This is a genomic window from Phytopseudomonas flavescens, assembly GCF_900100535.1.
Lineage (GTDB): Bacteria > Pseudomonadota > Gammaproteobacteria > Pseudomonadales > Pseudomonadaceae > Aquipseudomonas > Aquipseudomonas flavescens.
Window position 1 is genome coordinate 17,148 of sequence record NZ_FNDG01000031.1, and the last position, 24,661, is coordinate 41,808.

Below are 24,661 nucleotides of genomic sequence, written 5' to 3' on the forward strand. Positions count from 1 at the left end.
TCGCGGCGGAAAACACGTAGCTGCCTGCACGTTCTGCAGCGGTTCGATACCCCCGCGATGACCGCAACACTTCCACCCTACAAACAGGCAGGCATGACCAGAACATGGCGTTCGGTCCCCTAACCATGTTGACGATCACCATCGCCCTCGCCCTGGCGGCGGCGCTGTATCTGGCGATCGAGTGGCAAACCGTTCGTGAACCTTCCCTGCTCTTCTGGAGCGCCGGTTTCGCCCTGATCAGCGTGGGCTCCACCCTGGCCCTGCTGCGCAGTAGTGGCCTGTTACTGGTGGGTATCTGGTTCGCCAACGGCCTGCTGATCACCGCGCATTGGCTGTTTCTGGTTGGCGTGGCGCGTTTCACCGAGACGCGCCTGTCCCGGGCCTGGTACCTGATGCTGGTCGTCTGGTTCGCCATGCTGCTCCTGCCGGAGGGCCCGCAGTGGTCGAAGGTGATGTTACTGGTCAACTCGCTGCTGGTCGCGCTGACGACGCTCTGGGCCAGCTGGCTACTACGGCCTCAGGGCAAATCCCTGGGTGCCGGGGCCGCACAGTTGCGCTATGTGCTGCTGGACCACGGCCTGTTCTACGTCGCCAAGACCATACCGGTGCTGATGCCCGGCACGCTGATCGATCTGGCGGCCTTGCGTGGCGAGATCATCCAGATTTCACTGGTCGAAGGCGTGATGGCACTCATGCTGATCGCCCTCTCGATGACCGGGACGGTACGTTACCGTCGTGAGAAACGCATCGAGCGGCTGGCCGCGCGCGACCCGCTGACCGCCATGTACAACCGCCGCGCCCTGGAAGCACGGGCGCCCCGGTTGCTCAATGGGGTGTCGCCCAGGAGCCCCGGCGCTCTGCTGCTGATCGATATCGACAACTTCAAGCTGATCAACGACCTGCACGGACATGGCGCAGGCGACCGCCTGCTGGTGGCGCTGGGCGAGATGATTCGTCTGGTGCTGCCCGAGGGTTCACTGGCGGCCCGACTGGGGGTTGACGAATTCGTGATTCTGCTGCGCGATGCGTCCCACGAACGCATCGTCGGCCTGGGCGACGGGCTGCGCGAGAGGTTCCATGGCGTAGCCGCGCAAACCTTCGCCACCCCTGAAGCGGTAACGCTCAGCATTGGCGCCAGTCTGTTCGATCAACCGCCGGCCAGCCTGGCGGCGCTGATCGAACAGGGTGACGCGGCGCTCTATCAATCCAAACGCGGCGGGCGCAACAGCATCCGCCTGGTGGATCGCACCCTGCTCGGCAAGCCTGCTTCGGCCACCTGACCCTAAGACCTTCTCAGTTCTGCACGGCCTGGACAGAGCCGCCATCGACACGCAGGTTGCTGCCATTGATGAACGAGCCGCGCTCGGAGACCAGCAGGGCAATGGCTGCCGCCACTTCGTCAGCCTGACCGCGGCGCTTCTGGACGATACCGGGGCGTTCCTCCTCGAGAAAGCTCGACACGGCCTCGTCGAAGGAAACGCCCTGCTCTTCGGCCCGCTGGCGCATCATGCCGTCGGTCATGCTGGTCTCGATGAAGGCCGGTGCCACGGTGTTGCACAGCACGCCGTGGGCCGCTTCCTGGTAGGACAGGTTCTTGATGAAGGCGCCGAGGGCCGCCTTGGCCACGTTGTAGACGGCCTCCTCCCAATACGGCTGGACGGCGTTCTCCGAGGTGATGCACACCAGTCGCCCCCACCCCCGCAGGCGCATGGCCGGAATGGTGGCCCGGGCGATGCGCACGGCAGAAAAGAAATCGGTGGCCCAGGCTTCCTCATAGGCGCTGTCGGCCAGCGCCAGCGGGTCGCCCTTGGCGCCGGTGACGCCGGCGGCATGTACCACGATGTCGATCTGCCCGAAGCGCGCCTCGCCAGCCTTGACCAGTGCGTCGACCTGTTCCTGGCGGGTCACGTCCGCAGCGACCTTCAGGGCCTCGCCAGGCAGGTCGGCAGCGGCCTTGTCCAGAGCGGCCTGGTCCTTGTCGGTCAGCAGCAGGTGAACACCTTCCTCGGCGAGCAGCTTCGCGGTTGCCAGGCCGATGCCACCGGCGGCGCCGGTGATGAGCGCGACGCGCCCCTTGATGTGCAAATCCATAGAGACCTCATTGACGGGGGAAGACACTCGGCAAATCCAGGCTGCACGGGCAGCGCGCGGCCGCCGTAGCGGGTCGAGCGCGCGGCGTCGGCGCCTGGAGAGCCTGTCGATTGACTCGAACCATGCGGGCAAGATTCACAGTAAATGACGACCCGCGCCGCTGAGCCGCTCGCCAGGGTGGGCCGCCACCGAGGGCGCCTGTGCAGCGCTGCCGCCCTGTGGCTGCCAGGCACGATCAGGCGAAGCGCTCCAGCATGAACTCGACGAAACTGCGTAGCGTGGCAGAGCGCCAGCGGGCCTGGGGGTACAGCAGGCCCAGTGGCCGTGTCAGTTCCTGCCCCTGGAACAAGCGGACGAGCCTGCCAGCCTCGACATCCTCGCGCAGCAGGAACGCTGGCTGGAGGACGATGCCAAGCCCTTGCAGGGCAGCCAGATGCAGGGCCGCTCCACTGTCGATATGCAACCGGGCGCGAGGCAGCGAACCGATGGCTTCACCGGTCTGTTCGCGCCACTGCAGCAAAGCTCTGGCGTCCATTCCCAGGCACTGGTGGCCCACCAGCTCGCCCAGGCGCACTGGCGTGCCGTGTCGCTGCAGGTAGTCTGGCGCGGCACAGCACCACATGCAGTAGGGCTGCAGTGGCCGCGCCACCAGCGAGGAGTCGGCCAGGCTGCCGATGCGTATGGCCACATCGACGCCTTCCTCGACCAGATCGAGCACGCGGTCCGTGAGTTGCAGATCAAGCTTCACCTGGGGATAGCGTTGCAGATAATCCCCGAGCACGGGCGTGAGCCCGTAGGTACCGAACGACAACGGCGCCGAAACGCGAAGCGGTCCGGCGGGCTCGAGACGCTGGCTCTCCGCCTGCCGTTCGGTGTCGTCCAGCAAGTCGAGAATCTCCCGGCAGCGGCCGTAATAGGCCTCGCCGAAAGCGGTCAGCCTTTGCCGCCGGGTGGTGCGCACCAGCAACTGCAGGCCAAGGCGCTGCTCCAGCGCACGGAGATGATTGCCAGCCATGGTCGCGGAGATGCCATGGGCACTGGCAGCGCCTGCGAGGCTGCCGTGGTCGACCACACGAACGAACACCTGCATGCTTTCGAGCCGATCCATTCAACACTCCTGCTTTTCAATCCACCAACTAAAGGTGCGTTTATCTCACCCAGGTGATGGATCAAGCTAGCCCCCATCAGCCAAACAGGAGATACCCATGGATCTGCAATTGCGTCAGTACACCGCTCTGGTCACGGGTGCCAGCACAGGCATCGGCGCGGGCATCGCCAAAGCACTGGCTGCCGAAGGCGTGCGCGTGGCGATAACGGCGCGCCGTGGCGACAAGCTGGAACGTTTGGCCAGTGATATTGCTGCACAAGGGCACCCACGCCCGCTGGTCATCACTGGCGATATCGCCTCGGCGACAGAAATCGGCCGTATCGCCAATGAGGCCACCCGGGCGCTGGGTCGAGTCGATATTCTGGTCAATACCGCCGGTGGCTCGCGGCCGACCACGGTGGATGCCAGCGATGACGCCTGGAGCGAAGCCTTCACCCTCAACTTCGCCTCGACGCGGCGCATGACCCAGGCGCTGCTACCCGGTATGCGTGAGCGACGCTGGGGGCGGATCATCAATTTCAGCGGCACCATGGAGCCACGGGACGTCAACGCTGCCGGGGCCGCCAAGGCGGCGGTGCAGTTCTGGGCCAAGGGCATGGCCACACGCCTGGCGGTCGAGGGCATCACGGTCAACACCATCGCGCCGGGGCGGATCAACTCCGAGCAGATCCTGGAAAAACTCCACCCCAGCCCGGAATCCCGCGAAGCCTTTATCGCCCGCCACATTCCCATCGGCTACTTTGGCGAGCCCGCGGACATCGCTCATCTGGTGAGCTACCTGGTGTCGCCGCTGGCGCGCTACCTGACGGGGGAAGTGATCGCCGTGGACGGCGGCATGCACGCCTTCGCCCACTGACGGAACCGGTCGCGGGAATCAGCTGAAGGTATCGCCGTCGTCGAAGAAGTCCGAGCTGTCGAAGGCGTCGGTGTCGATGTCCTGGACGTCCGCGTAGGGTGCATCGTCCAGGCCGCCAGCGAAGCTGTCCTGGGCGGGCAGGTCTTCGCGGATGACTTCGACGATTTCCTGGGGCTGGTCGTGATGGAACATGTTGGTCAACAGGTCCGCGACCATCACCCCGCCCGCCACACCAGCTGCCGTCTGCAGGGCGCCGCGCATGAAGCCGCCGCCCTGGGCAACCGCCGCGGCGCCCGGCGCGCTGGCGGTAGGTGCCGGCGCAGCCGCCTGGGAGAAGCGGGTCTCACCCCACCCCGCCGGACGCTGCGCCGGCGGCGCGGCATCGGCCTGGCCGCCGCCGAACAGGCCGGCGAGAAAGCCAGCGTTGGCGGGGCGTTGTCGCTGCTGCTCGGAGGCCTGGGCCTCCAGTTCGCGGACGCGCTGGTCCAGCCGCTTGATCGCAGCCTCCTGGATCAGGATCGCCTGGGCCATGTAGTACGCCGCGGCAGGCTGGCGGGCCAAGTGCCCCTTGATCTGCGCTTCGGCCTCGGTGTCGCGTAATCCACCCTGGTGCTCGGCCTCCTGCAAACGGGAGAAAAGGCCATCGATCAGGGTTTGCTCTTCGGAATTCATGGGGCGCCTCGATTGAGCGATGAGAGGAAAGGTGAGACATCCCTGTGCAGCTTGCTGGTGCGACGCCCGGCGCCGCTGAATCGAGATATTGGAGTGAAATGCAAAATTACAAGTTCCGGGCTGGCTGGCAATGCACCACGGCAGCCGGCCTTCAGCTATGCCGCCACTGGCATCGGGTAAGCAGCAAATGGTCTGGATGAGCGGATTGTGTTAAAAATCAGCCCCACCACGCTGCACCTATCCCACGGTGTCTTGACGCAGGAGCGCGCATGCCCCCTCCCGATAAGCCCGCCACACCTGGCGTTGCCTCCATGATTCCCGAGCAGCGCCGTGAACAGATGCTGCGCCAGTTGCGCAAGCACCAGGTGCTGAGCGTCCACCAGTTGATGGACATGTTCGAGTGCTCGCACATGACCGTGCGCCGCGATATTGCCTTACTGGAACAACAGGGCCGCGCCTATTCGGTGACCGGCGGTGTACGTATCGCCAGCCAGTTGCACAGCGAGCCCAGCCATGACTCCAAAGCCGTGGTGGAATTGCCGCACAAGCAGGCCATGGCGCGCGTGGCAGCCAACCTGCTGCATCCGGACATGACCATCTACCTGGATGCTGGCACTACCACCCTGGAGATCGTGCCTTACATCACTGCCCTGTCAGGCATGACTGTGATAACCAACGACTTCGGCATCGTGCATGCCTTGGCCGAAGCCAACCACGTGGATGTCATTCACACTGGCGGGCTGCTTGACCACCCCAACATCTCCAGCGTCGGCGGCCTGGCAGCAGCGACCTTGCGCCAACTGGCAACCGACATCGCGTTCATTTCCACCAGCTCCTGGGACCTGCAGCGCGGCACCACCACACCGTCCGCGCTGAAAGTCGAGGTCAAGCAAGCGGCGATGCAATCGGCATCGTGCAACGTGCTGATCGCCACCAGCTCCAAGTACGGCACCTTTGGCATGTACAAGGTCGCCGAACTGGAGCAGTTCGACACACTTATCAGCGACGACAGCCTCCCCCCCGCCTCAGCCGACAGTATCCGCCGTCAGCGCATCGAGCTGTTGCTGGCCAGCCCGCTGGTTTCCTGAAGCGAACGCGGCACCACGGCTTAAGCCGCTCTCATAAGCCCATCCCGCCAGCCGGATCGACTCCAGCTGGGAGAGTGCGGCTGCCCGGCCGTAGGTCTGCACTCCTTTTCCCCCTGCAAACGCACGCCCGTCCAAGCATCAGTTCCGCTCGAAACGGTTGCACCCGATAATGTGAATATTTGTTAATTACAAAAAATACTTCACATTATCGGATCATTAATTCACTATCCATTTAACATTTCAGAACAATCAAGCCGTCAGCCAGATGACGCGCGACGGCATAGACCGAGGATGACTGCAATGACTCAATCGAATGTCGGTGTGATCGGCCTGGGCGCCATGGGCCTGGGCATTGCCCGCTCTCTGCTGCGCAATGGCTTCAAGGTGCATGCCTGCGACGTGCGCAACGAGGTGGTGCAGGCATTCGCCGCCGAGGGCGGTGTCGCCTGCGCCTCGCCTGCCGAAATGGCAGCCGTCTGCGACATCGTCATTACCGTGGTGGTCAATGCCGCGCAGACCGAGACAGTGCTGTTCGGTGACAACGGTGCCGTCGCCGCCCTGCGCCCCGGCAGCCTGGTGATCGGCTGCGCCACCGTCGCCCCGACCTTCGCCGTGGAGCTGGGGCAGCGCCTGGCCGATCAGGGTCTGAGCTATCTCGACGCACCGATTTCCGGGGGCGCCGCCAAGGCCGCCGCAGGCCAGATGACCATGATGACCTCCGGCCCCACCGACGCCTACGCCAAGGCCGAAACCGTGCTGGCCGGCATGGCGGGCAAGGTGTACCGCCTTGGCGACGTCCATGGCCTGGGCTCCAAGGTCAAGATCATCAACCAGCTGCTGGCCGGCGTGCACATCGCCGCCAGCGCCGAAGCCATGGCCCTGGGCCTGCGTGAAGGCGTGGATGCCGATGCCCTGTACGAGGTGATCACCAACAGCGCCGGCAATTCGTGGATGTTCGAAAACCGCGTGCCGCACATCCTCAGTGCCGACTACACGCCGCTGTCGGCGGTGGACATATTCGTCAAGGACCTGGGCCTGGTGCTGGATACCGCACGCACCAGCAAATTCCCTCTGCCGCTGTCAGCCACCGCCCACCAGATGTTCATGCAGGCCTCCAGCGCCGGTTTCGGTCGCGAGGACGACTCCGCCGTGATCAAGATTTTCCCTGGCATCGAGCTGCCGAAAGCCAAGGGCAAGGAGTAACCCATGAGCATGACTTCCCGCCCATTGCTGGGCTGTATCGCCGATGATTTCACCGGCGCCACCGACCTGGCCAACATGCTGGTACGCGGCGGCATGCGCACCGTGCAGAGCATCGGCATTCCCAGCGCCGAAGTGGCTGCCGGCCTCGATGCCGATGCCATCGTCATCGCCCTGAAATCGCGCACCACGCCGGCGGCGGAAGCCGTCGAGGAGTCCCTGACGGCTCTGGAGTGGCTGCGCGAGCGCGGCTGCGAGCAGATCTTCTTCAAGTACTGCTCGACCTTCGACTCCACCCCGGCCGGCAACATTGGCCAGGTCAGCGAGGCCCTGCTGGCAGAGCTGGGCAGCGACTTCAGCATCGCCTGCCCGGCGTTCCCGGAGAACGGCCGCACCATCTTCCGTGGCCACCTGTTCGTGCAGGACCAACTGCTCAACGAATCGGGCATGCAGAACCATCCGCTGACGCCCATGGGCGACGCCAACCTGCTGCGTGTGCTGGATGCCCAGACCCAGGGCAAGGTCGGCCTGCTGCGCTACGACAGCGTCGCCAAAGGCGCCGACGCCGTGCGTGCGCGCATCGCTGAACTGCGTGCCGAGGGCGTGACCATGGCCATCGCCGACGCCGTGTCGGACACCGACCTCTACACCTTGGGCGAAGCTTGCGCCGACCTGCCGCTGCTCACCGGCGGCTCGGGCCTGGCGCTGGGCCTGCCGGGCAACTTCCACAAGGCTGGCAAGCTGCGCGACATCGATGCCGCACAGCGCATCGACATCCCTGGCGGTGACGTGGTGCTGGCCGGCAGTGCCTCGGTGGCCACCAACGGCCAAGTGACCGCCTGGCTGGAAGCTGGCCGCCCAGCGCTGCGCATCGACCCGCTGGCCCTGGCCGCCGGCCAGCCGGTGGTCGAGCAAGCCATCGCCTTCGCCCGCGACGCTGGCCAGACCGTACTGATCTACGCCACCAGCACCCCGGACGAAGTCAAGGCCGTGCAGCACAAGCTCGGTGCCGAGCGTGCCGGTGCCATGGTCGAAGACGCCCTGGGACAGATCGCCAAGGGTCTGCTGGCGGCGGGCGTACGCCGCTTCGTGGTCGCGGGCGGGGAAACCTCCGGTGCCGTGGTCAAGGCCCTGGGCGTGCAACTGCTGAAGATCGGCATGCAGATTGACCCGGGCGTACCGGCTACGGTCAGCAACGGCGAACTACCGCTCGCCCTTGCGTTGAAATCGGGCAATTTCGGTGCTCGCGACTTCTTCGCCAAGGCCCTCAAACACCTGGCGGGAGAAGCCTGATGAGCAATGAAAAAGCCCTGCGCGAGGAAATCTGCGATGTCGGCCGGCTGCTCTATGGCCGCGGCTACACCGTGGGCAGCGCCGGCAACATCAGCGCACGCCTGGACGACGGCTGGCTGATCACCCCCACCGACGCCTGCCTGGGCCGCATGCACCCGGACGACATCGCCAAGGTCAACCTGGCGGGCGAATGGGTGTCGGGCAGCAAGCCATCGAAGACCCTGGCCCTGCACCGCCAGGTCTATGACCGCAATCCGGGAGTCGGCGGCGTGGTGCACACCCACTCCACCCACCTGGTGGCGCTGACCCTGGCCGGTGTTTGGCGCGAAGACGACATCCTGCCGCCGCTGACCCCTTACCAGGTCATGAAGGTCGGCCATATTCCGCTGATCGATTACCAGCGCCCCGGCTCGCCTCTGGTGGCCGAGCGCGTGGCGCAACTGGCCAACAGCGTACGCGGGGTGATGCTCGAGCGGCTCGGCCCTGTGATCTGGGAAAGCTCGGTGGCGAAGGCCTGCTATGCCCTCGAAGAGCTCGAGGAAACCGCCCGGCTGTGGCTGATGAGTGAGCCCAAGCCCGCTCCGCTGTCGCAACAAGCGCTGGAAGAACTCAATCAGGTCTTCGGCGCGAACTGGTAACGCCCCATGGCCGGGTTTCGCCATGCGGCGCCCGGACAGCCCCGGAAATTCCGGACAACAATAAAAAACGAGAATTGAAATGACACCATTCATGTTGATGCTGATCGCCGGTGCCGGTATCGCACTGCTGCTGTTTCTGGTCCTCAAGTACAAGTTCCAGCCATTCGTGGCACTGATGCTGGTCAGCATCATCGTCGCGCTGGTGGCAGGCGTGAAACCCGCCGACCTGGTGGCTACCATCGAAGGTGGCATGGGTAAGACCCTCGGCCACATCGCGATTATCATCGCCCTGGGCGCGATGATCGGGCGCATCATCGAGCTGTCTGGCGGTGCCGAGGCGCTGGCCAAGACGCTTATCGAGCGCTTCGGCAACCGGCGCACGCCGCTGGCGCTGACCGTGGCCGGCTTCATGGTCGGTATCCCGGTGTTCTTCGAGGTGGGCGTGATCATCCTCATGCCGCTGGCTTACGGTGTGGCCCGCGCCGCGCGCAAGCCGCTGCTGATCTTCGCCCTGCCGATGTGCGCCGCGCTGCTGGCCGTGCATGCCTTCCTGCCGCCGCACCCGGGTGCCGTGGCGGCTGCCAGCCAGTTGGGCGCCGACCTCGGTCGCGTGCTGCTGCTGGGCATTCCACTGGTCGCGGTGGTGTGTATGGTCGGCTACTTCATCGCCGGGCGCATGACCCGCAAGACCTACCCGATGACCGACGACATTCGTGCCGAGGTCTACGGCCCGCACGTCACCAACGCCGATCTGGAAGCCTGGGCCCGCAACGACTACTCCACCGTGCGTGAAGTGGCCCAGAACAAGGAATTCGGCGCCGAAGCCAACGCCGGCAGCCTGGCGAAGAGCCTGCCGCCGGCCCCTGCCCCTGGTTTCGGCCTGATCATCACCTTGATCCTGCTGCCGATCGTGCTGATCCTGCTCGGTACGCTGGCCACGACCATGCTGCCGGCCGGCTCCATGCTGCGTGACGTGCTGACCGTGCTGGGTGCGCCACTGGTGGCACTGCTGATCGACACCTTGCTGTGCGCCTGGCTGCTCGGCTCTCGCCGTGGCTGGAGCCGTTCGCAGGTCTCCGACGTGCTCGGCTCGGCGCTGCCGGGCGTGGCGATGGTGATTCTCATCGCGGGTGCCGGTGGCGTATTCGGCAAGGTGCTGGTCGACACCGGCATCGGCGCCGTGGTCTCCGACGCGTTGCGCCATACCGGCCTGCCGGTCTTGGCCCTGGGCTTCATCCTGACCATGCTGCTGCGTGCGGTTCAGGGTTCGACCACCGTGGCCCTGGTGACCACCGCCGGTATCCTCAGCCCGCTGATCGCCACCCTCGACCTGTCGGCCAACCAGCTCGCGCTGTTGTGCCTGGCCATGGGCGGTGGCGGCCTGGCGATGTCGCACATCAACGACGCCGGCTACTGGATGTTCACCAAACTGGCTGGCCTGAACGTGGCCGATGGTCTGCGCACCTGGACCGTACTGGTCACTATCCTGGGCACCCTGGGCTTCGTGATGACCCTCATCCTGTGGCCATTCGTTTGAGACAAAGGTGAGCGCCCAGGCGCTCGCCTCTCTCCACCTTCTGTCGATCTGCAAGAGAGCGCCCCATGCCTCGTTTCGCCGCCAACCTAAGCATGCTGTACCCGCAGCACGATTTCCTGGACCGCTTCGCCGCGGCTGCCGCCGACGGCTTCGCGGCGGTGGAGTACCTGTTTCCCTACGACCACAGCGCTCAGGTGCTGAAACAGTGCCTGAGCGACAACGGCCTCGTGCAGGCATTGTTCAACGCCCCGCCAGGAGACTGGGCCGCCGGCGAGCGCGGCATCGCCAGCCTGCCGGGCCGCGAGGCGGAGTTCCGTGCAGGCGTGGCCAAGGCACTGGAGTATGCCCAGGTGCTGGGCAACGACCGCATCCACGTGATGGCCGGCCTGCTGCCCGATGAAGCACTGCGCGACAGGCACCAGGCGGTGTACCTGGAAAACCTCGCCTATGCCGCCGAGCAGGCGCGCGGTGCCGGTGTCACGGTGCTGATCGAGCCGATCAACACCCGTGACATGCCGGGCTTCTTTCTCAATCGTCAGGATCAGGCCCAGGCCATGGTCCGCAAAGTGGGTGCCGACAACCTCAAGGTGCAGTTTGACTGTTACCACTGCCAGATCGTCGAAGGCGACCTGACCGCGAAGCTGCGTCGTGATTTCGCTGGTATCGGCCACATCCAGATTGCCGGCGTGCCGGATCGCCACGAGCCAGACTTGGGCGAGCTGAACTACGCCCACCTGTTCGAGGTGATCGACTCGCTGGGCTACACCGGCTGGATCGGCTGCGAGTACCGCCCCAGGGGCGATACCAGCGAGGGCCTGGGATGGCTGCGCCGGCTCAAGGCCTGAACTACCTGCTCGGGCGGCACCCAACACTGTCAGGGCAGCCCACTGGAGTACAGGCATCCAAGCGCCAGCTCCTTCACCGCCAATGAGCTGCTGGACGACGGCTATGCGCTGCTGTAATCGGCAGCGCTAGGCGCCAACCTGACCTTGCGCCGCCACTTCAGCCTCGCCCGCATGCCAATGGTGCATGCCCGTTTCACCCTGCGCGCACGCCCTGCCTTGCCAGCCTTAGCAGGTAGCGTGAATACGCACGCCCATGTCGACCCCAGACAACCGGGCGGCGCCGGGGCCCCCTATGGTGAGTGACCTTCGTCCAACACCAGGAGCCACTCATGGCCAACCAACCGATCACCGTCCTGCGCGACACCCAACCTGTACCCGTCGTCGATGCCTGCAAGTGGGAGCGCATCGAGGGCGACCCGCATACCGTCAACCTCAACGCCTATGCCTCCGATGACGGTAGCAAGATCATGGGCACCTGGATCTGCACGCCCGGCAAATGGCGGGTGGACTACGTGAAGTGGGAGTACTGCCACTTCCAGGAAGGCTACTGCATCATCACCCCGGACGGCATGGCGCCGATCCACCTCAAGGCCGGCGACATCTTCGTCGTCGAACCGGGCATGAAAGGCACCTGGGAAGTGGTGGAGACGGTGCGCAAGTATTTCGTGTTCGCCTGAGCCGCGCGCCTGCTGTCACTGAATGGCCGGCAACACATCGCAGGCACAGGTGCCCAGCCGCGAGGGCGCGCTCGTCGAGCTGTCGCGTCAGGCCAGCGGACACTCGCTTTGGCATTGAAAACACGTGTGTTTTTCATTCGCGCAGAGACCGGCCCCTGGAGAAAAAGCCTGCCCGGAGCCTGGCAGGCGGCTGCAGCGCGGCTATGCTGAAATTCCATATCGTCCCCCGGTTTTCTCCCAGGAGCTTCATATGGATATCACCAGTCTGTTCGCCGAGCTGCATAGCTTGCCCAGCGTTCCCAAGGTCGCCCAGGACCTGATTCAGCAGTTCGACAACCCTGCCACCAGCCTGGAAAGCGTGGCACGCAATATCGAGCGTGACCCGGTGATCGCCGCCAAGGTGTTGCGCCTGGCCAACTCGGCGCGCTTTCGCGGCTCGCGGGAGGCCAGCAGCGTGGAAGACGCGGCCATGCGCCTGGGCTTCAACACCCTGCGCACGCTGGTGCTGGCGTCGGCCATGACCGGCGCCTTCAAGGTCGATACCGGTTTCGACCTGAAGAGTTTCTGGATTCGCAGCTTTCGCGTCGCCAGCATCGCACGGACCCTGGCGCGCCAGCTCAAACTCGATACCGATGCGGCCTTCACCTGCGCGATGATGCACAACATCGGTGAACTGCTGATCCAGAGCGGCGCGCCGGATTTCGCTCGCCGCCTGAACCGCCACCCCCATCGCGAAGCCGCTGCTCAGGCTGCCGAGGAAACCCTGCAACTGGGTTTCGGCTTTCCGGAAGTCGGTGCTGAACTGGCCCGACGCTGGCAGTTGCCGGCACTGATCCAGAACGCCATCGCCTATCAGAACAAACCGGCCCAGGCGCCGGACGGTGGCCAGTACGCGCGCGTGGTGGCACAGGCCATCCACGTCGAGCAAAGCCTCGAAAGCCACGGTTTGAGCGACGCCGCCCGCCAGGATCTGGAAGGCCCGCTGTTCGAGGACATCGACCTGGCCAAGCTGTTCGACGCCCTGCCAGCCGTGCTGGAAGCAGACAAGGCATTCGCCGAGTTGCTCAACTAGGCACCGCCCAGCGCGCAGGCCGCCCGATGACAGCGGGTTTTCAGGGTGGATGAGCAACCTCCTCCACCCGGGAACCCGAGCGACGCGCCTGCCCTCACTTCCCGCACACCTCCTGCTTGCTGGCCGCCGCTCGCCCTGGGCGCACGGCCAAGCCACGCCTCCCATCGATTGATGGAACCGCCCACGCCTTTGCCACTCGAAACTTCGCTACACAGATATCGTTTCGCCAGCATGCTGCAGATCAATTATCCTGCCGCCAATTGAACATACACTTGAATAATCCAGCCGATTAACGATTTCATCGTCAGGGATGGCGACGTTCAGCGAGCACTCGATTTCCGATGATCAACATCCACACGCACCACGCCAACACGAGAGCATCAGAATGAGCCAATCCCGCCCGATGTCCATCCGCCTCAAGCTATCCCTGAGCTATGCAGTTCTGGTCGCGCTGCTGCTCCTGGTAGCCGGCGCCTCCCTTTACCAACTGTCGGCCGTCAATGACAGCTTCTCTCGCTACATCAACGGCCTCGATCACCGTGCCAAACTCGCCGGGCAGCTCGCCAATGCCGCCCAGGACCGTGCCATCGACCTGCGCAACCTGGTGCTGATCGGCGATCCAGTAGAACGCAACGCACAGCGCGCGGCGATCAACGCCGCCAACGACCTGGTCACCCGGGAACTCGACGCCCTCGCCCTGGAGATCGACCGCGACCAGGACGTGTCGCCACAGGCGCGCGCGCTGTTCAACGACATCAAGGCGGTCGAACAGCGCTACGAGCCGGTCGCCATGCGCATCGCCGACCAGGTGTTCGCCGGGCAGGACAGCCTGGCCATCGAGATGATCACCCAGCAGTGCTCGCCCCTGCTGGCCGAGCTGACCAGTGCGATCGATGCGTACCTGGACTACACCGAAGGCGTCGCCACCGAACAGCTGGCGCACAACGACGCCAGCTATCGCCAGCAACGCAGCCTGCTGCTGGCCATCGTCCTGCTGTCGACCCTGCTCGCCGTGGTGCTCGGCCATCTGATCACCCGCAGCCTGCTGCGCAGCCTGGGCTCGGAACCGAGCGACCTCGACCGCCTCGCGCAACAGGTCGCCGAGGGCGATCTGCGCCAGCACGGCGGCGCGGACGACGGTCAGGGGGTACTCGGCTCGCTGCGCAAGATGCAACGCAACCTGCGCGACATGGCGCAACGCATCGATGCCTCGTCGCAATCGGTGGCTGCCGCCAGCCAGGAGATGGCCGAGTCGAGCCAGCACAACGCCAAGGGTGTCGCCCAGGCGCAAATGGAGATCGAACAGATCGTCACGGCCATCCATGAGATGTCAGCGACCGTCCAGGAGGTCGCCCGCAATGCCGAAACCGCGGCCCAGGCCGCTGGCGAGGCGGACAGCGCCGCCCTTCTCGGCCAGGACAAGACACGCCACGCCGTCGCCCTGATCGGCGAGCTGGCAGGTGTCATCGACCGCTCCGCCGAGGCGATGGCGCGCCTGAAGCAGGAAAGCGGCAACATCGGCAGCGTACTCGACGTGATCAAGGCGGTCGCCGACCAAACCAACCTGCTGGCCCTCAACGCGGCCATCGAGGCCGCCCGCGCCGGTGAGGCCGGACGCGGCTTCGCGGTGGTCGCGGACGAGGTTCGCAGCCTGGCGCAACGCACCCAGGGTGCCACCGCGGAAATCGAAACGCTGATCGGCAGCCTGCAACGCATCGCCGATGAAACCGCCACCTACATGCAGCACTGCCAGGCGTCCAGCCGGCAGTCGGTGAACGGCGTGTCGGAAGCCGGTGAAGTGGTGATGCGCATCGTCGGCATGATCGAACGGATCAACGGCATGAACCAGCAGATCGCCACGGCCGCCGAGGAGCAGAGCACGGTGGCCGAGCAGATCAATCAGAGTGTCATCAACGTGCGCGACAGCAGCGCCCAGTCCGCCGAAGCGTTCGCTGCCAACCAGCGGGAAAGCGAAAGCCTGGCCCGAACCAGCGAGGCACTGCGCGAGAACATCGCCCGCTTCCAGCTCTAGGGTCCGTTGACGTTTCACGCACGGCCGCGCCGGGGCCTTGGAGAAGGCAGGTACGCACTGACGAACCTGCCCGTCAGTCGCTGCCGGACTTCTTGCTGCCCGGCTCGGCAGCGGCCTGGGCGAACGCCATGATCACGTCACGCACCACCTTGCGCTGCGACGCCGGCAGCAGCAGAAACGCGTCGATGGCTTCGCGCTCGGGGTAGAACGTCGGGTCTTCCCAGCGTCCCCGTTGCTCGCGCGCAGCGATTGCGGCACGTTCGCCGAAACGCAGGGCCTGGGGCTCCACCCGAAGCCACTCGGAGAGCACCAGCAGCTTGTCCTGGGAGGGGATGGATTGCCCACGCAGCCAGCGCGAAACTGCCTGGAAGGTCACGGAACGCCCCCAGTAACGGGAGTTGAACTCTCGCTCCAGCACGGCAGGTCGATCGGGATACCCCGCTGCGCGCATGGCATCGCGCAGGCGCTGGGCAAATTCGGTTTTCTCAGTCATGGGGGCGGACGTTAATTCCGCATCCACACTTGATTGAGCTTTCAGTTGTACTGAAAATGAAATTTATGATTTCATCACCGACAGATGAACAGGAAGACAGCGCGCCAGGGAAGCCAAGGATGCGATCACACCTGCTGATTTTCGAAGGCCACGAGATAGCCATACGCTACACGACCGATGACAGGCCGTGGCTGGATGCCCCGACGCTGTGCAATTTGCTGGGTTACGCCGATTGGCGGCGTGCATTGCTGGAACACTGCCATCCTGCTGACATTCTGTTCGGCGACGACGAAATCCCCCAGGCCTTCATCAGCCTGGACGCCCTGCAGCGCCTCAGCACTCAGGCAGCGAGCCCGCAGGCGCTACGCGTGCATCAGTGGCTGGGCCGGTTGCAGCGGCCATGACACCGCTCACGGCATGCAGCACTGTTTGTACTTCTTGCCGCTGCCACAGGTGCAGGGATCGTTACGGCCGACCTTGGTTTCGTCACGGCGTACGGGCAGCAACGGCTCGAGATGCTCCTGCCAGTACGCATGGATCGCCACCGCAGCCGGCTCGAGCATAGCGACCGAGGCAGCGTACTCATCGTCGGACAGGGCGTTGAGTGCCTCCGAGCCGCTCTCGGCGCCGTGCAGGATGATCACCGCCAACGAGGCTTGCAGCGCCTCTGGCAAGCCGTCATCGAGCCAGCCAGCGACATTCGCCCCGCGCAGGTAACCCGCGCACCACTCGGAAACGATGAGCTTCTCGCCCTTGCCGTCGTCGTCAGCCAGGAAGATCGCCTCGTAGTCGTCCGGCTCCTCCCCCAGCATGTAGGCCGCTTCGCTCATCAGCTCGATGGCCAGCTTGCGGAAGGTTTCCGCCTCCTTGTCGCTCGGCCAGCGCGGCAGCTTGTCGGCCCAGATGGCTGGATACCAGACACCCGGGTCGACCTGCCGAGGCCCGGAGACGATCCCGGCAAAAAAACCATCCAGCTCACTGGCGGACAGAACGGAATCATCGTTGCCGTACTTGAGCAGCAACTGGTCGAGCTTTTCGAGCCCTTTGTTATCCATCGACGACGCTCCCCCGCAAAAAGGGCGCTACTGTCCCACAGATGGCCGTCCGTCAAAAGCCTTGTCGGCCGTCCGGTATATCGCGGGTGTCCTCCTGCCAAGGGCCCGGTACAATGCGCGCCTACCGTGCTCAGCCCTATAAAGAAAAAACATGTCCTTGCCCAAGAACCACCTGGAACTGCTCAGCCCCGCCCGTGATGTCGACATCGCTCGCGAGGCCATCTTGCATGGCGCCGATGCCATCTACATCGGCGGCCCGAGCTTCGGCGCGCGGCACAACGCGTGCAACGACGTCAGCGATATCGCCGGGCTCGTGGAGTTCGCCCGTCGCTATCACGCCCGGGTATTCACCACCCTCAACACCATCCTGCACGACGATGAGCTGGAGCCGGCGCGCACGCTGATCCACCAGCTCTACGACGCGGGCGTGGATGCATTGATCGTGCAGGACCTGGGCGTGCTGGATCTGGACATCCCGCCGATCGAGCTGCATGCCAGCACACAGACGGACATCCGCACCCTGGGCCGGGCCAAGTTCCTCGACCAGGCCGGTTTCTCGCAGCTGGTGCTGGCCCGCGAGCTGAATCTGCAGGAAATCCGCACCATCGCCGATGAAACCGATGCGGCCATCGAGTTCTTCATCCACGGCGCGCTGTGCGTGGCCTTTTCCGGCCAGTGCAACATTTCCCATGCCCAGAACGGCCGCAGCGCCAACCGCGGCGACTGCTCCCAGGCCTGCCGCCTGCCCTACACCCTGAAGGACGACCAGGGTCGCGTGGTGGCCTTCGAGAAGCACCTGCTGTCGATGAAGGACAACAACCAGAGCGCCAACCTGCGCGCCCTGGTCGAGGCCGGTGTGCGCTCGTTCAAGATCGAGGGGCGCTACAAGGACATGGGCTACGTGAAGAACATCACCGCCTATTACCGCCAGCGCCTCGACGACATCCTCATCGAGCGCCCGGATCTCGCCCGTGCCTCAAGCGGCCGCACGGCGCATTTCTTCCTGCCCGATCCGGACAAGACCTTCCACCGCGGCAGCACCGACTACTTCGTCACCGAGCGCAAGGTCGATATCGGCGCCTTCGATTCGCCGACCTTCACCGGGCTCCCTGTCGGCCATGTCGAGAAAGTCAACAAACGCGACCTGATCGCCGTCACCTTTGAACCCTTGTCCAACGGCGACGGCCTCAACGTGCTGGTCAAGCGCGACGTGGTGGGCTTTCGCAGCAACATCGCCGAGTTGCAAGACACGTTCGAAGAAGACGGCGAGAGGCGCTGGCGCTACCGCGTCGAGCCCAACGAAATGCCGACAGGCATGTTCCGCCTGCGCCCCAACCACCCGCTGTCGCGCAACCTGGATCACAACTGGCAGCAGGCACTGCAGAAGACTTCCGCAGAGCGCCGCATCGGTATCCAGTGGCGAGCCGAACTGCATGAACGCTGCCTGACCCTGACCGCGACCAGCGAGGAAGGTATCAGCGCCACCGTCCACCTGGACGGCCCGTTCGGCACCGCCAACAAACCGCAGCAGGCCCTCGACGGGCTGCGTGATCTGCTCACCCAGCTGGGTACCACCCTCTACCATGCCCAAGGCGTCGAACTGGATGCGCCCCAAGCATTCTTCGTACCCAACTCGCAGCTCAAGAGCCTGCGCCGCGAGGCCATCGAAGCACTGACCGAAGCACGCGTCGCCGCCCACCCGCGTGGCGGGCGCAAGGCCGAAAGCACACCGCCACCGGTTTACCCGGAGTCGCACCTGTCGTTCCTGGCCAACGTCTACAACCACAAGGCGCGCGCGTTCTACCATCGCCACGGCGTGCAGTTGATCGACGCAGCCTACGAGGCACACGAGGAACTGGGTGAAGTGCCGGTGATGATCACCAAGCACTGCCTGCGCTTCTCCTTCAACCTGTGCCCGAAACAGGCCAAGGGCGTTACCGGCGTGCGCACCAAGGTCGCGCCGATGCAACTGGTGCATGGCGATGAAGTGCTGACCCTGAAGTTCGACTGCAAGCCCTGTGAAATGCATGTGGTCGGCAAGATGAAGGGCCACATCCTCGATCTGCCGCTCCCCGGCAGCGCCGCGACCCAGGTGGTCGGCCATATCACCCCGGAAGACCTGCTCAAGACAGCCCGGCAGTGGTCGCCCCACTGAGCGGTGGGACAAGCGCTGCCCCAGACGCCTCCGGCTGGGCCAGGCGCGCCCTGTCAGGGCGGTTTTCCCGGCGCCCCGGTGACCGGTAGAAATCCCGTCATCCAAACCCGCTAGACTCTGCACCGCATGCAGTAGCGGCCCGATGCCCCGGCGACTACGGCTACTCGCCGGCCTGGCGTTTCGAGGCGTCTTTGCGCGCTCGCCGAGCCCCATGTTGGCATGGGTATCCGTCACGCCCGGCAGCGTCCTGAGCGACCTGCAGCACCCCGCGAGCAGCCACGACGCTGACACGCTGCAGATAGATGGAACAGCTGCGCGACGATGAAGTCATAACGCCACTAAATGATTCGACTCCACCCGACGATCCAGCGCATCATCGCCACCACCACGTTTGCCATGGGCCAGCCTCTGTGCGCTCGTCGCAGGAAGAGAACATGACGTATCACCATCACATCAAGCGGATGCTCTGGCTGCCGATCAATCTCGTCCAGCTCATCGCCGTCACCTGCTGGCTGGGCAGCCTGGCACTCAATCCCTACACCAGCTCCCCCTTGAGCGCCGAGGAGATGCTCACCGCGCTGAGCATTTCCTTGGTCTGGCTGGGCATGTCCTCGACCAAAAGCTTCGCCCTGTGGCGGATCGGCGGCGGGGTCTACATGATTCTCGCCGCCTACCTGTTCAAGCTGCAGATCGAGCGAATGGACGAGGCCCATATGCACACCTGGGCCATGGCAGTGAGCACGCTGATCACCCTGTGCGGTGTGGTGTTCTTCGTCCGCGCGCTGGACTACGTATGCGGATCGACCGCCGTCTGGCTGGTGATGTGGGATGCCAACCCGCCCCTGCTCAACCTGGAGGCGCTGCCGCTCTATGCGGTGTTCGTGCTGTCTGCACTGATGCTCGGTGCGATGACCAACGTCAGTTTCATCCACATGATGCGCAAGACCTACGAACTCAAGGAAAGCTATCGCCATCTCGCGGAAACCGACATGCTCACCGGCGTGCCCAACCGGCGGGCGCTGATGAACAGCCTGGAACAGGCACTGCACGCCACGGACAGCCAGCGGCTGTTCTTCGCCATGCTCGATATCGACGATTTCAAGCTGATCAACGACCGGCACGGCCACGACGTCGGCGATGCCGTGCTGGTCGAGTTCGCCCGCCATCTCGAGCAGACCCGTGACCTGCATGCATACGGTCGCCTGGGAGGCGAGGAATTCGGCCTGCTGCTGGCCAGCGATAGCCTGGCCGCTGCCAGCCAGGCCATCGAGGCACTGCTCCAGCGGCTCGCCGCCCAGCCCACTCAGGGCATCACGCTGTCCTTCAGCGCCGGCCTGGTCGCCGTCGCCGGGCAGCAGAACGTGACGCGCCTGCTCAAAAGCGCCGACGAGTGCCTGTATCGGGCCAAGCGCGCCGGCAAGCACCGGGTGGTTGCCGCCTGACCAGCCGCGCCGTGCCAGCGCCCGAAGACGCACATCACTTGAGCTGCCGGGCGAAGCCTTCCACCGCGGCCAGCACCTGCTTGGCACCCTGGCGGATGTCGACGATCACGTCGCCGGCCTGCTTGGCCAATTCGAGGCCTGCCTGCGCCTGCGTGCGGCTGCTGGCCATGTCGTGCACAGCGGCATCCACCAATTTCTGGTTATCCTGAACCACCCCGACGATTTCTTCGGTGGCGCTGCTGGTACGGCTGGCCAGTTGCCGAACTTCATCGGCGACGACCGCGAAACCACGGCCCTGCTCGCCTGCCCGGGCGGCCTCGATGGCGGCGTTGAGCGCCAGCAGGTTGGTCTGCTGGGCAATGCTGCCGATGGTCTGCACCATGGTGCTGATCAGGATCGACTGCTTGCCCAGCGCCTCGATGCCTTGCGATGCAGAGGTCATTTGCTCGGCAATGCGCTGCATGGTCTGCACGGTATCGGTCACCACCTGAGCACCGCGCTGGGCAGTGGTGTCGGTCTGCTGGGAAATCCCGTAGGCGATGCTGGCTGCCTCGTTGACCTGGTTCTCGCGGTGAACCTGGTCGGTGATCAAGGTGGCGAACTTGACCACCTTGTACAGTTTGTCCTGGGTGTCCCGCACCGGGTTGTAGGTCGCCTCCAGCCAGACTTCGCGGCCGTGGCTGTCGAGCCGCTTGAAGCGCCCGGCGATGAATTCGCCGCGGTTGAGCCGCTCCCAGAACTGCCTGTACTGCGCGGACTCGTACTCGTGGGGCAGACAGAACAGGCTGTGGTGCTTGCCCTTGATCCGCTCCAGGCCGTAGCCCATGCACTGGAGGAACTGTTCATTGGCCGTGAGCACATGGCCGCCCAGGTCGAACTCGATCACCGCCGTGGAGCGCAGCAAGGCGTTGATGAAGTCTTCGTTTTCCCGCGCCTTGTCCATGGTGGCAGTGATGTCCATGCCGAAGCATTGCACGCGCCGCACCACCCCGGCCTCGTCGACTACCGGTTGCCAACAGGCCTGGACCCACACCAGCGCGCCGTCGGCACGCAGGAAGCGATAGCGATCGCGTACGGATTGACCGGACTTGACGGCGGCGGCGAGGTTCTTGAAACACGGCAGCGACTTCACGTAGTCAGGCACGATCTCGCTCATCGACCGGTTACCGAGCTGCTCCGGCTGGTAGCCGATGAAGCTGGCGAAGTTGCTGTTGAAATCGATGATTCGATACTGGGGATCGATCGTCACCAGGATCATCTCGGTCTGGATGCCTTGGTAAAGCTGTCGCAGCAATGACAGTTCGACATCCTTGGCCTGCAATTCTTTTTTCAAGCGACTACCGAACATGCTCTTTCTCCAAAGGCCATCCTGTTGAAGCGTATCGGCTGCACAGGCGCTTTATTGAGCCAACCGTGGCAACAAGCTCGCCTGCATACCGCTCTGCCACCAAGCATAGACGGTCGCTGTCATCGATGGACTGGCCAGGCGGTACGCCCATGCCCGTGCAGATATGCATTACCGAGCCCGCAGGTGCGTTACGCTTGGCACGTCGTCGACACGGAGGATACCCATGGCTTACCCACCCTATATGCAGGCCGGTGATCGGGTCGTGCTGTTCGATGGTGTCTGCAAATTGTGCAATGGCTGGAGCCGTTTTCTGATCCGCCATGACCGTGCAGGCACGCTCAAGCTGTGCAGCGTGCAATCTCCGCAAGGCCAGGCGATCCTCGCCTGGTTCGGCATGCCGCTGGATCATTTCGACACGTTGCTCTATGTCGAGGGTGATCGGGCGCTGAAGCGCAGTGAGGCCATTCTGGCGATCCTTCGGCAGTTGCCGGCACCGTGGCGCTGGGCGACGGTGCTGCGGGTAATACCGCGAGGCGTGCGCGACCGGGCTTACGATCCCATCGCCCGTAATCGCTACCGCCTGTTCGGGCGTCACGATTATTGCCAGATGCCCCGTCCCGAAGACCGCGAGCGCTTCCTGCATGACTGATGCCCTGCTGGCACGCCTGACCGTCGGCGTGATCTTTCTCTACCACGGCCTGGTGCCGAAGCTGCTGTTTGTCAGCCCCACCGAACTGCGCATGCTCGACGCCCATGGCCTGCCTCACGCCGCGGCTGCGCTGGCGGGCGTCGCCGAGATCCTGCTGGGGCTGGCGATCCTGCTGCTGCGTCGGCAGCGCTGGCCGCTGTGCTTGGCCCTGGCAGCGCTGATTCTGCTGCTGGTGGATGTGGCGATCTTCGTTCCGGCGCTGCTGGCGGATGCGTTCAACCCGGTGACCGTCAACCTGGCGGCCAGCGTGTTGTGCGTGATAGCACTGCGAGCCAAGCGCGCCGAGTAGGCGCGGCTAATTGCGGCCCTGCTCGCGCAAAAAGCGTGCAATTTCTGCCTGACGCCGATAGGCCGGCGCCTCCACGGCATTGAAATCGCGGCTGTAGCGCGCCGCAAAACCGGCGCTGCCCCATTCCCGGTACTGCTGCACGTGCAGCAGTTCGTGGGCCCACAGGGCCACGTCCTGCTCGGCCATCGCGGCGCTGCGAAACACGATGATGTCGACCAGGGTCACCGCCTTGATATCGGGGTTCTGCATGACGTTGCGGGCGGCGCTCAGTTCGTCGCTGTCGCCGACCTTGTAGCGCACGCCGTCGAGCAGTTCGGCGGCATAGAACGGCAGCAACTGGCGCCGGATGTCGGCGGGGATCGGCAAGGTACCTTCCCGCGCCGCCGACGCCCGGGAGCGCAGGATCCAGCCTTCCAGCGCGGCACCGGTGATCTGCCCTGCCTGTTCCTGCATGGGGCCGAGCACGCCGTTCGGGTCGGGTATGCAGATGCAGCCGCCCAGGCAGACCTGGGTTTCGCCCGGCGCACAGGCCAATGCGGGAGTTACCTGGAAAACAGCCAGCAGAACAAGCACCAGGCCAGCTTTCGACATCGCTCTCTCTCGACTGCGCAAAGAGAGCGACCATGGCGTCAGTCACGACGCTTGTCCAGTGCCGTGTGCATCACCCCAGGGTGTCGAGTCGCAGCGCCTCGGCACAGGCGGCCAGCGAACGACGCTGGGTGTCGGCGTACAGGCTCAGTTCATCTTCCACCCTGGCGCCCAGGGCCGCTTCGAAATCCGCCTGGCTCGAGCCGCTGGCGTAGTCGACCTGTGCGCCCTCGCCCAGGTTGGACTGGAAGATCCCCGCCGCGCTGACCGGCAGAAAGTCTTCGTAAACCAGCGGTTCGACGCGCACATGGCCAGCCGCGACCAGGGCATCGAGTTGTGGACGATGCCCCGGCCTCGCCGCAGCGATACCTGCGGGTGTGGCGAAGTAACGAAAGTAGGCCAGGCCATCGCGGCGCATCGCCTCATGGTCGTCGGGGAAGGCCCGGAAGTGTTCGGCCATCAGCGCGTCATGCTGCCCGGCATTGGCTTCGCTGGGCGTTGCAGCGAGGGCCTGGCGAGCGCCGTCGAGCAATCGATCATAAAGTTCACGACCTTTCGCCGTGAGCGCCGCACCGCGCTGTTCGATCTCGCCGAAACGGGCGGTGTGGCTGCCCTGCGGCCCGTCCTGGCCGATGAAGGCCACGGCTTCCTGCAGCGCCTTGAAGCTGGTCTGGCGCAACAGGATCGGGCAGTTGCGCCGCGGCGGCCCTTCGATCACCGCCTTGGGAGTGATGCCGTGGCGCGGCATGCCGGCCTGAATCGCGTCGATATCCAGGGTGCGCGGTGTCAGGTGGTTGATGTGTGGCCCCTTGAACGCCACCACATCGGCGATCAGGCGATGCTGACCATGCAGTTGCCGGTACTGTTCGGCACTGACCGTGGCCTGGCTGTGCCAGCGGAACGTCTGCAGCGCCTCGCCGATGAACTCGTCCGCCTCGCCGGCCAGCAGGCCACCAGCGACTTCACACTGCCCGATCAGCTCGATGACCCGCGGGGTGAAGATGCGCCGCCTGGCCAGCAATTCGGCGGCCAGCCGGCGCAGCCCGGCATCCTCGATCAACTCCAGGCGCAGCAGCGAGGTGAACACCCTGAACGGGCTGGCCTGCAGCGCCGCTTCATGAACCGCGCGAAACGCCGTGGAGTGCACCGGCACACCCGCAGGTGCCAGGTCGTAATAGCCCACCGGCCGCATGCCCATCACCGCGAACAACCGGCGAATGGTCGACAGCTCAGCCGCCGTGCCGAGGCGAATGGCGCCGTGGCGCTCCGCATCCAGCCGTTCGATCTCGCCGGTGACGCGCAGCTGCTCGGCAAGCTCGGGCTGGCCCTGCATGACCTGCGCATTGGTATGCGCGACCAGCTCCAGCAACCTGCCGTAGAGCGGGACTTCACGTTTGTAGAGGTCGGACATGGCACGGGAAAACCGTGCGCGAATAGTGTCCGGGCTGACGAATACCGGGCTGTGCATGGTGA

The 24,661-nt window shown here is 64.7% G+C and carries 24 protein-coding genes; 16 read left to right on the forward strand and 8 right to left on the reverse strand.

The genetic code is table 11. The features are described from left to right. The first annotated feature begins 104 nt into the window (after positions 1-104). Positions 105-1,280 carry a GGDEF domain-containing protein gene (locus BLR94_RS25565; protein WP_084308749.1) on the forward strand — a complete coding sequence of 392 codons (1,176 nt, stop codon included), beginning with the start codon at positions 105-107 and terminating at the stop codon, positions 1,278-1,280. Positions 1,281-1,293: 13 nt separating this feature from the next. Here the strand turns inward: BLR94_RS25565 and BLR94_RS25570 are convergent, their stop codons facing one another. Both BLR94_RS25570 and BLR94_RS25575 read right to left on the reverse strand, forming a co-directional pair. Next, complete coding sequence (locus tag BLR94_RS25570; RefSeq protein WP_084308748.1) at positions 1,294-2,091, reverse strand: SDR family NAD(P)-dependent oxidoreductase; 798 nt, start codon at positions 2,089-2,091, stop codon at positions 1,294-1,296. Positions 2,092-2,326: 235 nt separating this feature from the next. Further along, a complete protein-coding gene (locus BLR94_RS25575) occupies positions 2,327-3,199 on the reverse strand; it encodes a LysR family transcriptional regulator (protein ID WP_084308747.1) in 873 nt (290 codons plus the stop codon). A gap of 97 nt (positions 3,200-3,296) precedes the next feature. Here BLR94_RS25575 and BLR94_RS25580 point away from each other — a divergent pair, with 97 nt between their 5' ends. Beyond that, positions 3,297-4,055, forward strand: coding sequence for an SDR family oxidoreductase (locus BLR94_RS25580; protein ID WP_084308746.1), 759 nt, complete (start codon positions 3,297-3,299; stop codon positions 4,053-4,055). 18 nt (positions 4,056-4,073) lie between these two features. On the opposite strand, the gene BLR94_RS25585 is transcribed toward BLR94_RS25580, so the two are convergent. Then, positions 4,074-4,727, reverse strand: coding sequence for a DUF2076 domain-containing protein (locus BLR94_RS25585; protein ID WP_084308745.1), 654 nt, complete (start codon positions 4,725-4,727; stop codon positions 4,074-4,076). A gap of 269 nt (positions 4,728-4,996) precedes the next feature. On the opposite strand from BLR94_RS25585, the gene BLR94_RS25590 reads away from it, so the two are divergent. From BLR94_RS25590 to BLR94_RS25630, 9 genes are all read left to right on the forward strand, one after another. Further along, on the forward strand, positions 4,997-5,815 hold the full coding sequence (locus BLR94_RS25590) for a DeoR/GlpR family DNA-binding transcription regulator (protein WP_084308744.1): 819 nt from the start codon (positions 4,997-4,999) through the stop codon (positions 5,813-5,815). Between the two features lie 237 nt (positions 5,816-6,052). Continuing rightward, positions 6,053-7,018, forward strand: coding sequence for an L-threonate dehydrogenase (gene ltnD, locus BLR94_RS25595; protein WP_279615890.1), 966 nt, complete (start codon positions 6,053-6,055; stop codon positions 7,016-7,018). Between the two features lie 3 nt (positions 7,019-7,021). After that, positions 7,022-8,308 (forward strand): 3-oxo-tetronate kinase, encoded by a 1,287-nt coding sequence (gene otnK, locus BLR94_RS25600; RefSeq protein WP_084308742.1) that lies wholly within the window; start codon positions 7,022-7,024, stop codon positions 8,306-8,308. Then, on the forward strand, positions 8,308-8,946 hold the full coding sequence (otnC, locus tag BLR94_RS25605; protein WP_084308741.1) for a 3-oxo-tetronate 4-phosphate decarboxylase: 639 nt from the start codon (positions 8,308-8,310) through the stop codon (positions 8,944-8,946). The genes otnK and otnC overlap by 1 nt, the downstream gene beginning before the upstream one ends. Before the next feature lie 79 nt (positions 8,947-9,025). Then, positions 9,026-10,483: a GntT/GntP/DsdX family permease gene (locus tag BLR94_RS25610; protein ID WP_084308740.1), complete on the forward strand. Its 1,458-nt coding sequence runs from the start codon at positions 9,026-9,028 to the stop codon at positions 10,481-10,483. 65 nt (positions 10,484-10,548) lie between these two features. Further along, positions 10,549-11,328, forward strand: coding sequence for a 2-oxo-tetronate isomerase (otnI, locus tag BLR94_RS25615; RefSeq protein WP_084308739.1), 780 nt, complete (start codon positions 10,549-10,551; stop codon positions 11,326-11,328). Positions 11,329-11,657: 329 nt separating this feature from the next. Beyond that, entirely contained in the window at positions 11,658-12,005 is a 348-nt protein-coding gene (locus BLR94_RS25620) for a cupin domain-containing protein (RefSeq protein WP_084308738.1), read from the forward strand. 250 nt (positions 12,006-12,255) lie between these two features. Beyond that, positions 12,256-13,077, forward strand: coding sequence for an HDOD domain-containing protein (locus BLR94_RS25625; protein ID WP_084308737.1), 822 nt, complete (start codon positions 12,256-12,258; stop codon positions 13,075-13,077). Between the two features lie 385 nt (positions 13,078-13,462). Beyond that, positions 13,463-15,109 (forward strand): methyl-accepting chemotaxis protein, encoded by a 1,647-nt coding sequence (locus tag BLR94_RS25630; protein ID WP_084308736.1) that lies wholly within the window; start codon positions 13,463-13,465, stop codon positions 15,107-15,109. 73 nt (positions 15,110-15,182) lie between these two features. Here BLR94_RS25630 and BLR94_RS25635 read toward each other — a convergent pair whose 3' ends face one another. After that, entirely contained in the window at positions 15,183-15,602 is a 420-nt protein-coding gene (locus BLR94_RS25635) for a transcriptional regulator (RefSeq protein WP_084308735.1), read from the reverse strand. Between the two features lie 119 nt (positions 15,603-15,721). On the opposite strand from BLR94_RS25635, the gene BLR94_RS25640 reads away from it, so the two are divergent. Continuing rightward, a complete protein-coding gene (locus BLR94_RS25640; RefSeq protein WP_084308734.1) occupies positions 15,722-16,006 on the forward strand; it encodes a BRO family protein in 285 nt (94 codons plus the stop codon). Positions 16,007-16,012: 6 nt separating this feature from the next. On the opposite strand, the gene BLR94_RS25645 is transcribed toward BLR94_RS25640, so the two are convergent. Next, positions 16,013-16,657: a UPF0149 family protein gene (locus BLR94_RS25645; protein WP_084308733.1), complete on the reverse strand. Its 645-nt coding sequence runs from the start codon at positions 16,655-16,657 to the stop codon at positions 16,013-16,015. Positions 16,658-16,808: 151 nt separating this feature from the next. Between BLR94_RS25645 and BLR94_RS25650 the strand changes: the two genes are divergently transcribed. Together BLR94_RS25650 and BLR94_RS25655 are read left to right on the forward strand one after the other, a co-directional pair. Further along, a complete protein-coding gene (locus BLR94_RS25650; RefSeq protein ID WP_084308732.1) occupies positions 16,809-18,812 on the forward strand; it encodes a peptidase U32 family protein in 2,004 nt (667 codons plus the stop codon). A gap of 434 nt (positions 18,813-19,246) precedes the next feature. Beyond that, positions 19,247-20,254: a GGDEF domain-containing protein gene (locus BLR94_RS25655; protein ID WP_167359812.1), complete on the forward strand. Its 1,008-nt coding sequence runs from the start codon at positions 19,247-19,249 to the stop codon at positions 20,252-20,254. A 34-nt stretch (positions 20,255-20,288) separates the two neighbouring features. Here the strand turns inward: BLR94_RS25655 and BLR94_RS25660 are convergent, their stop codons facing one another. Beyond that, entirely contained in the window at positions 20,289-21,602 is a 1,314-nt protein-coding gene (locus tag BLR94_RS25660; RefSeq protein ID WP_084308730.1) for a methyl-accepting chemotaxis protein, read from the reverse strand. Between the two features lie 223 nt (positions 21,603-21,825). Between BLR94_RS25660 and BLR94_RS25665 the strand changes: the two genes are divergently transcribed. Then, on the forward strand, positions 21,826-22,251 hold the full coding sequence (locus tag BLR94_RS25665; RefSeq protein WP_084308729.1) for a thiol-disulfide oxidoreductase DCC family protein: 426 nt from the start codon (positions 21,826-21,828) through the stop codon (positions 22,249-22,251). Then, complete coding sequence (locus BLR94_RS25670; RefSeq protein WP_084308728.1) at positions 22,244-22,600, forward strand: DoxX-like family protein; 357 nt, start codon at positions 22,244-22,246, stop codon at positions 22,598-22,600. Before BLR94_RS25665 ends, BLR94_RS25670 begins: the two co-directional genes overlap by 8 nt. 6 nt (positions 22,601-22,606) lie before the next feature. Here BLR94_RS25670 and BLR94_RS25675 read toward each other — a convergent pair whose 3' ends face one another. Then, the gene (locus BLR94_RS25675) at positions 22,607-23,191 is read right to left on the reverse strand and encodes an eCIS core domain-containing protein (RefSeq protein WP_084308727.1); all 585 of its coding nucleotides are present in this window, start codon (positions 23,189-23,191) and stop codon (positions 22,607-22,609) included. Positions 23,192-23,261: 70 nt separating this feature from the next. After that, positions 23,262-24,656: a 2-oxoadipate dioxygenase/decarboxylase HglS gene (gene hglS, locus BLR94_RS25680; protein ID WP_084308726.1), complete on the reverse strand. Its 1,395-nt coding sequence runs from the start codon at positions 24,654-24,656 to the stop codon at positions 23,262-23,264. Positions 24,657-24,661: the final 5 nt, after the last annotated feature.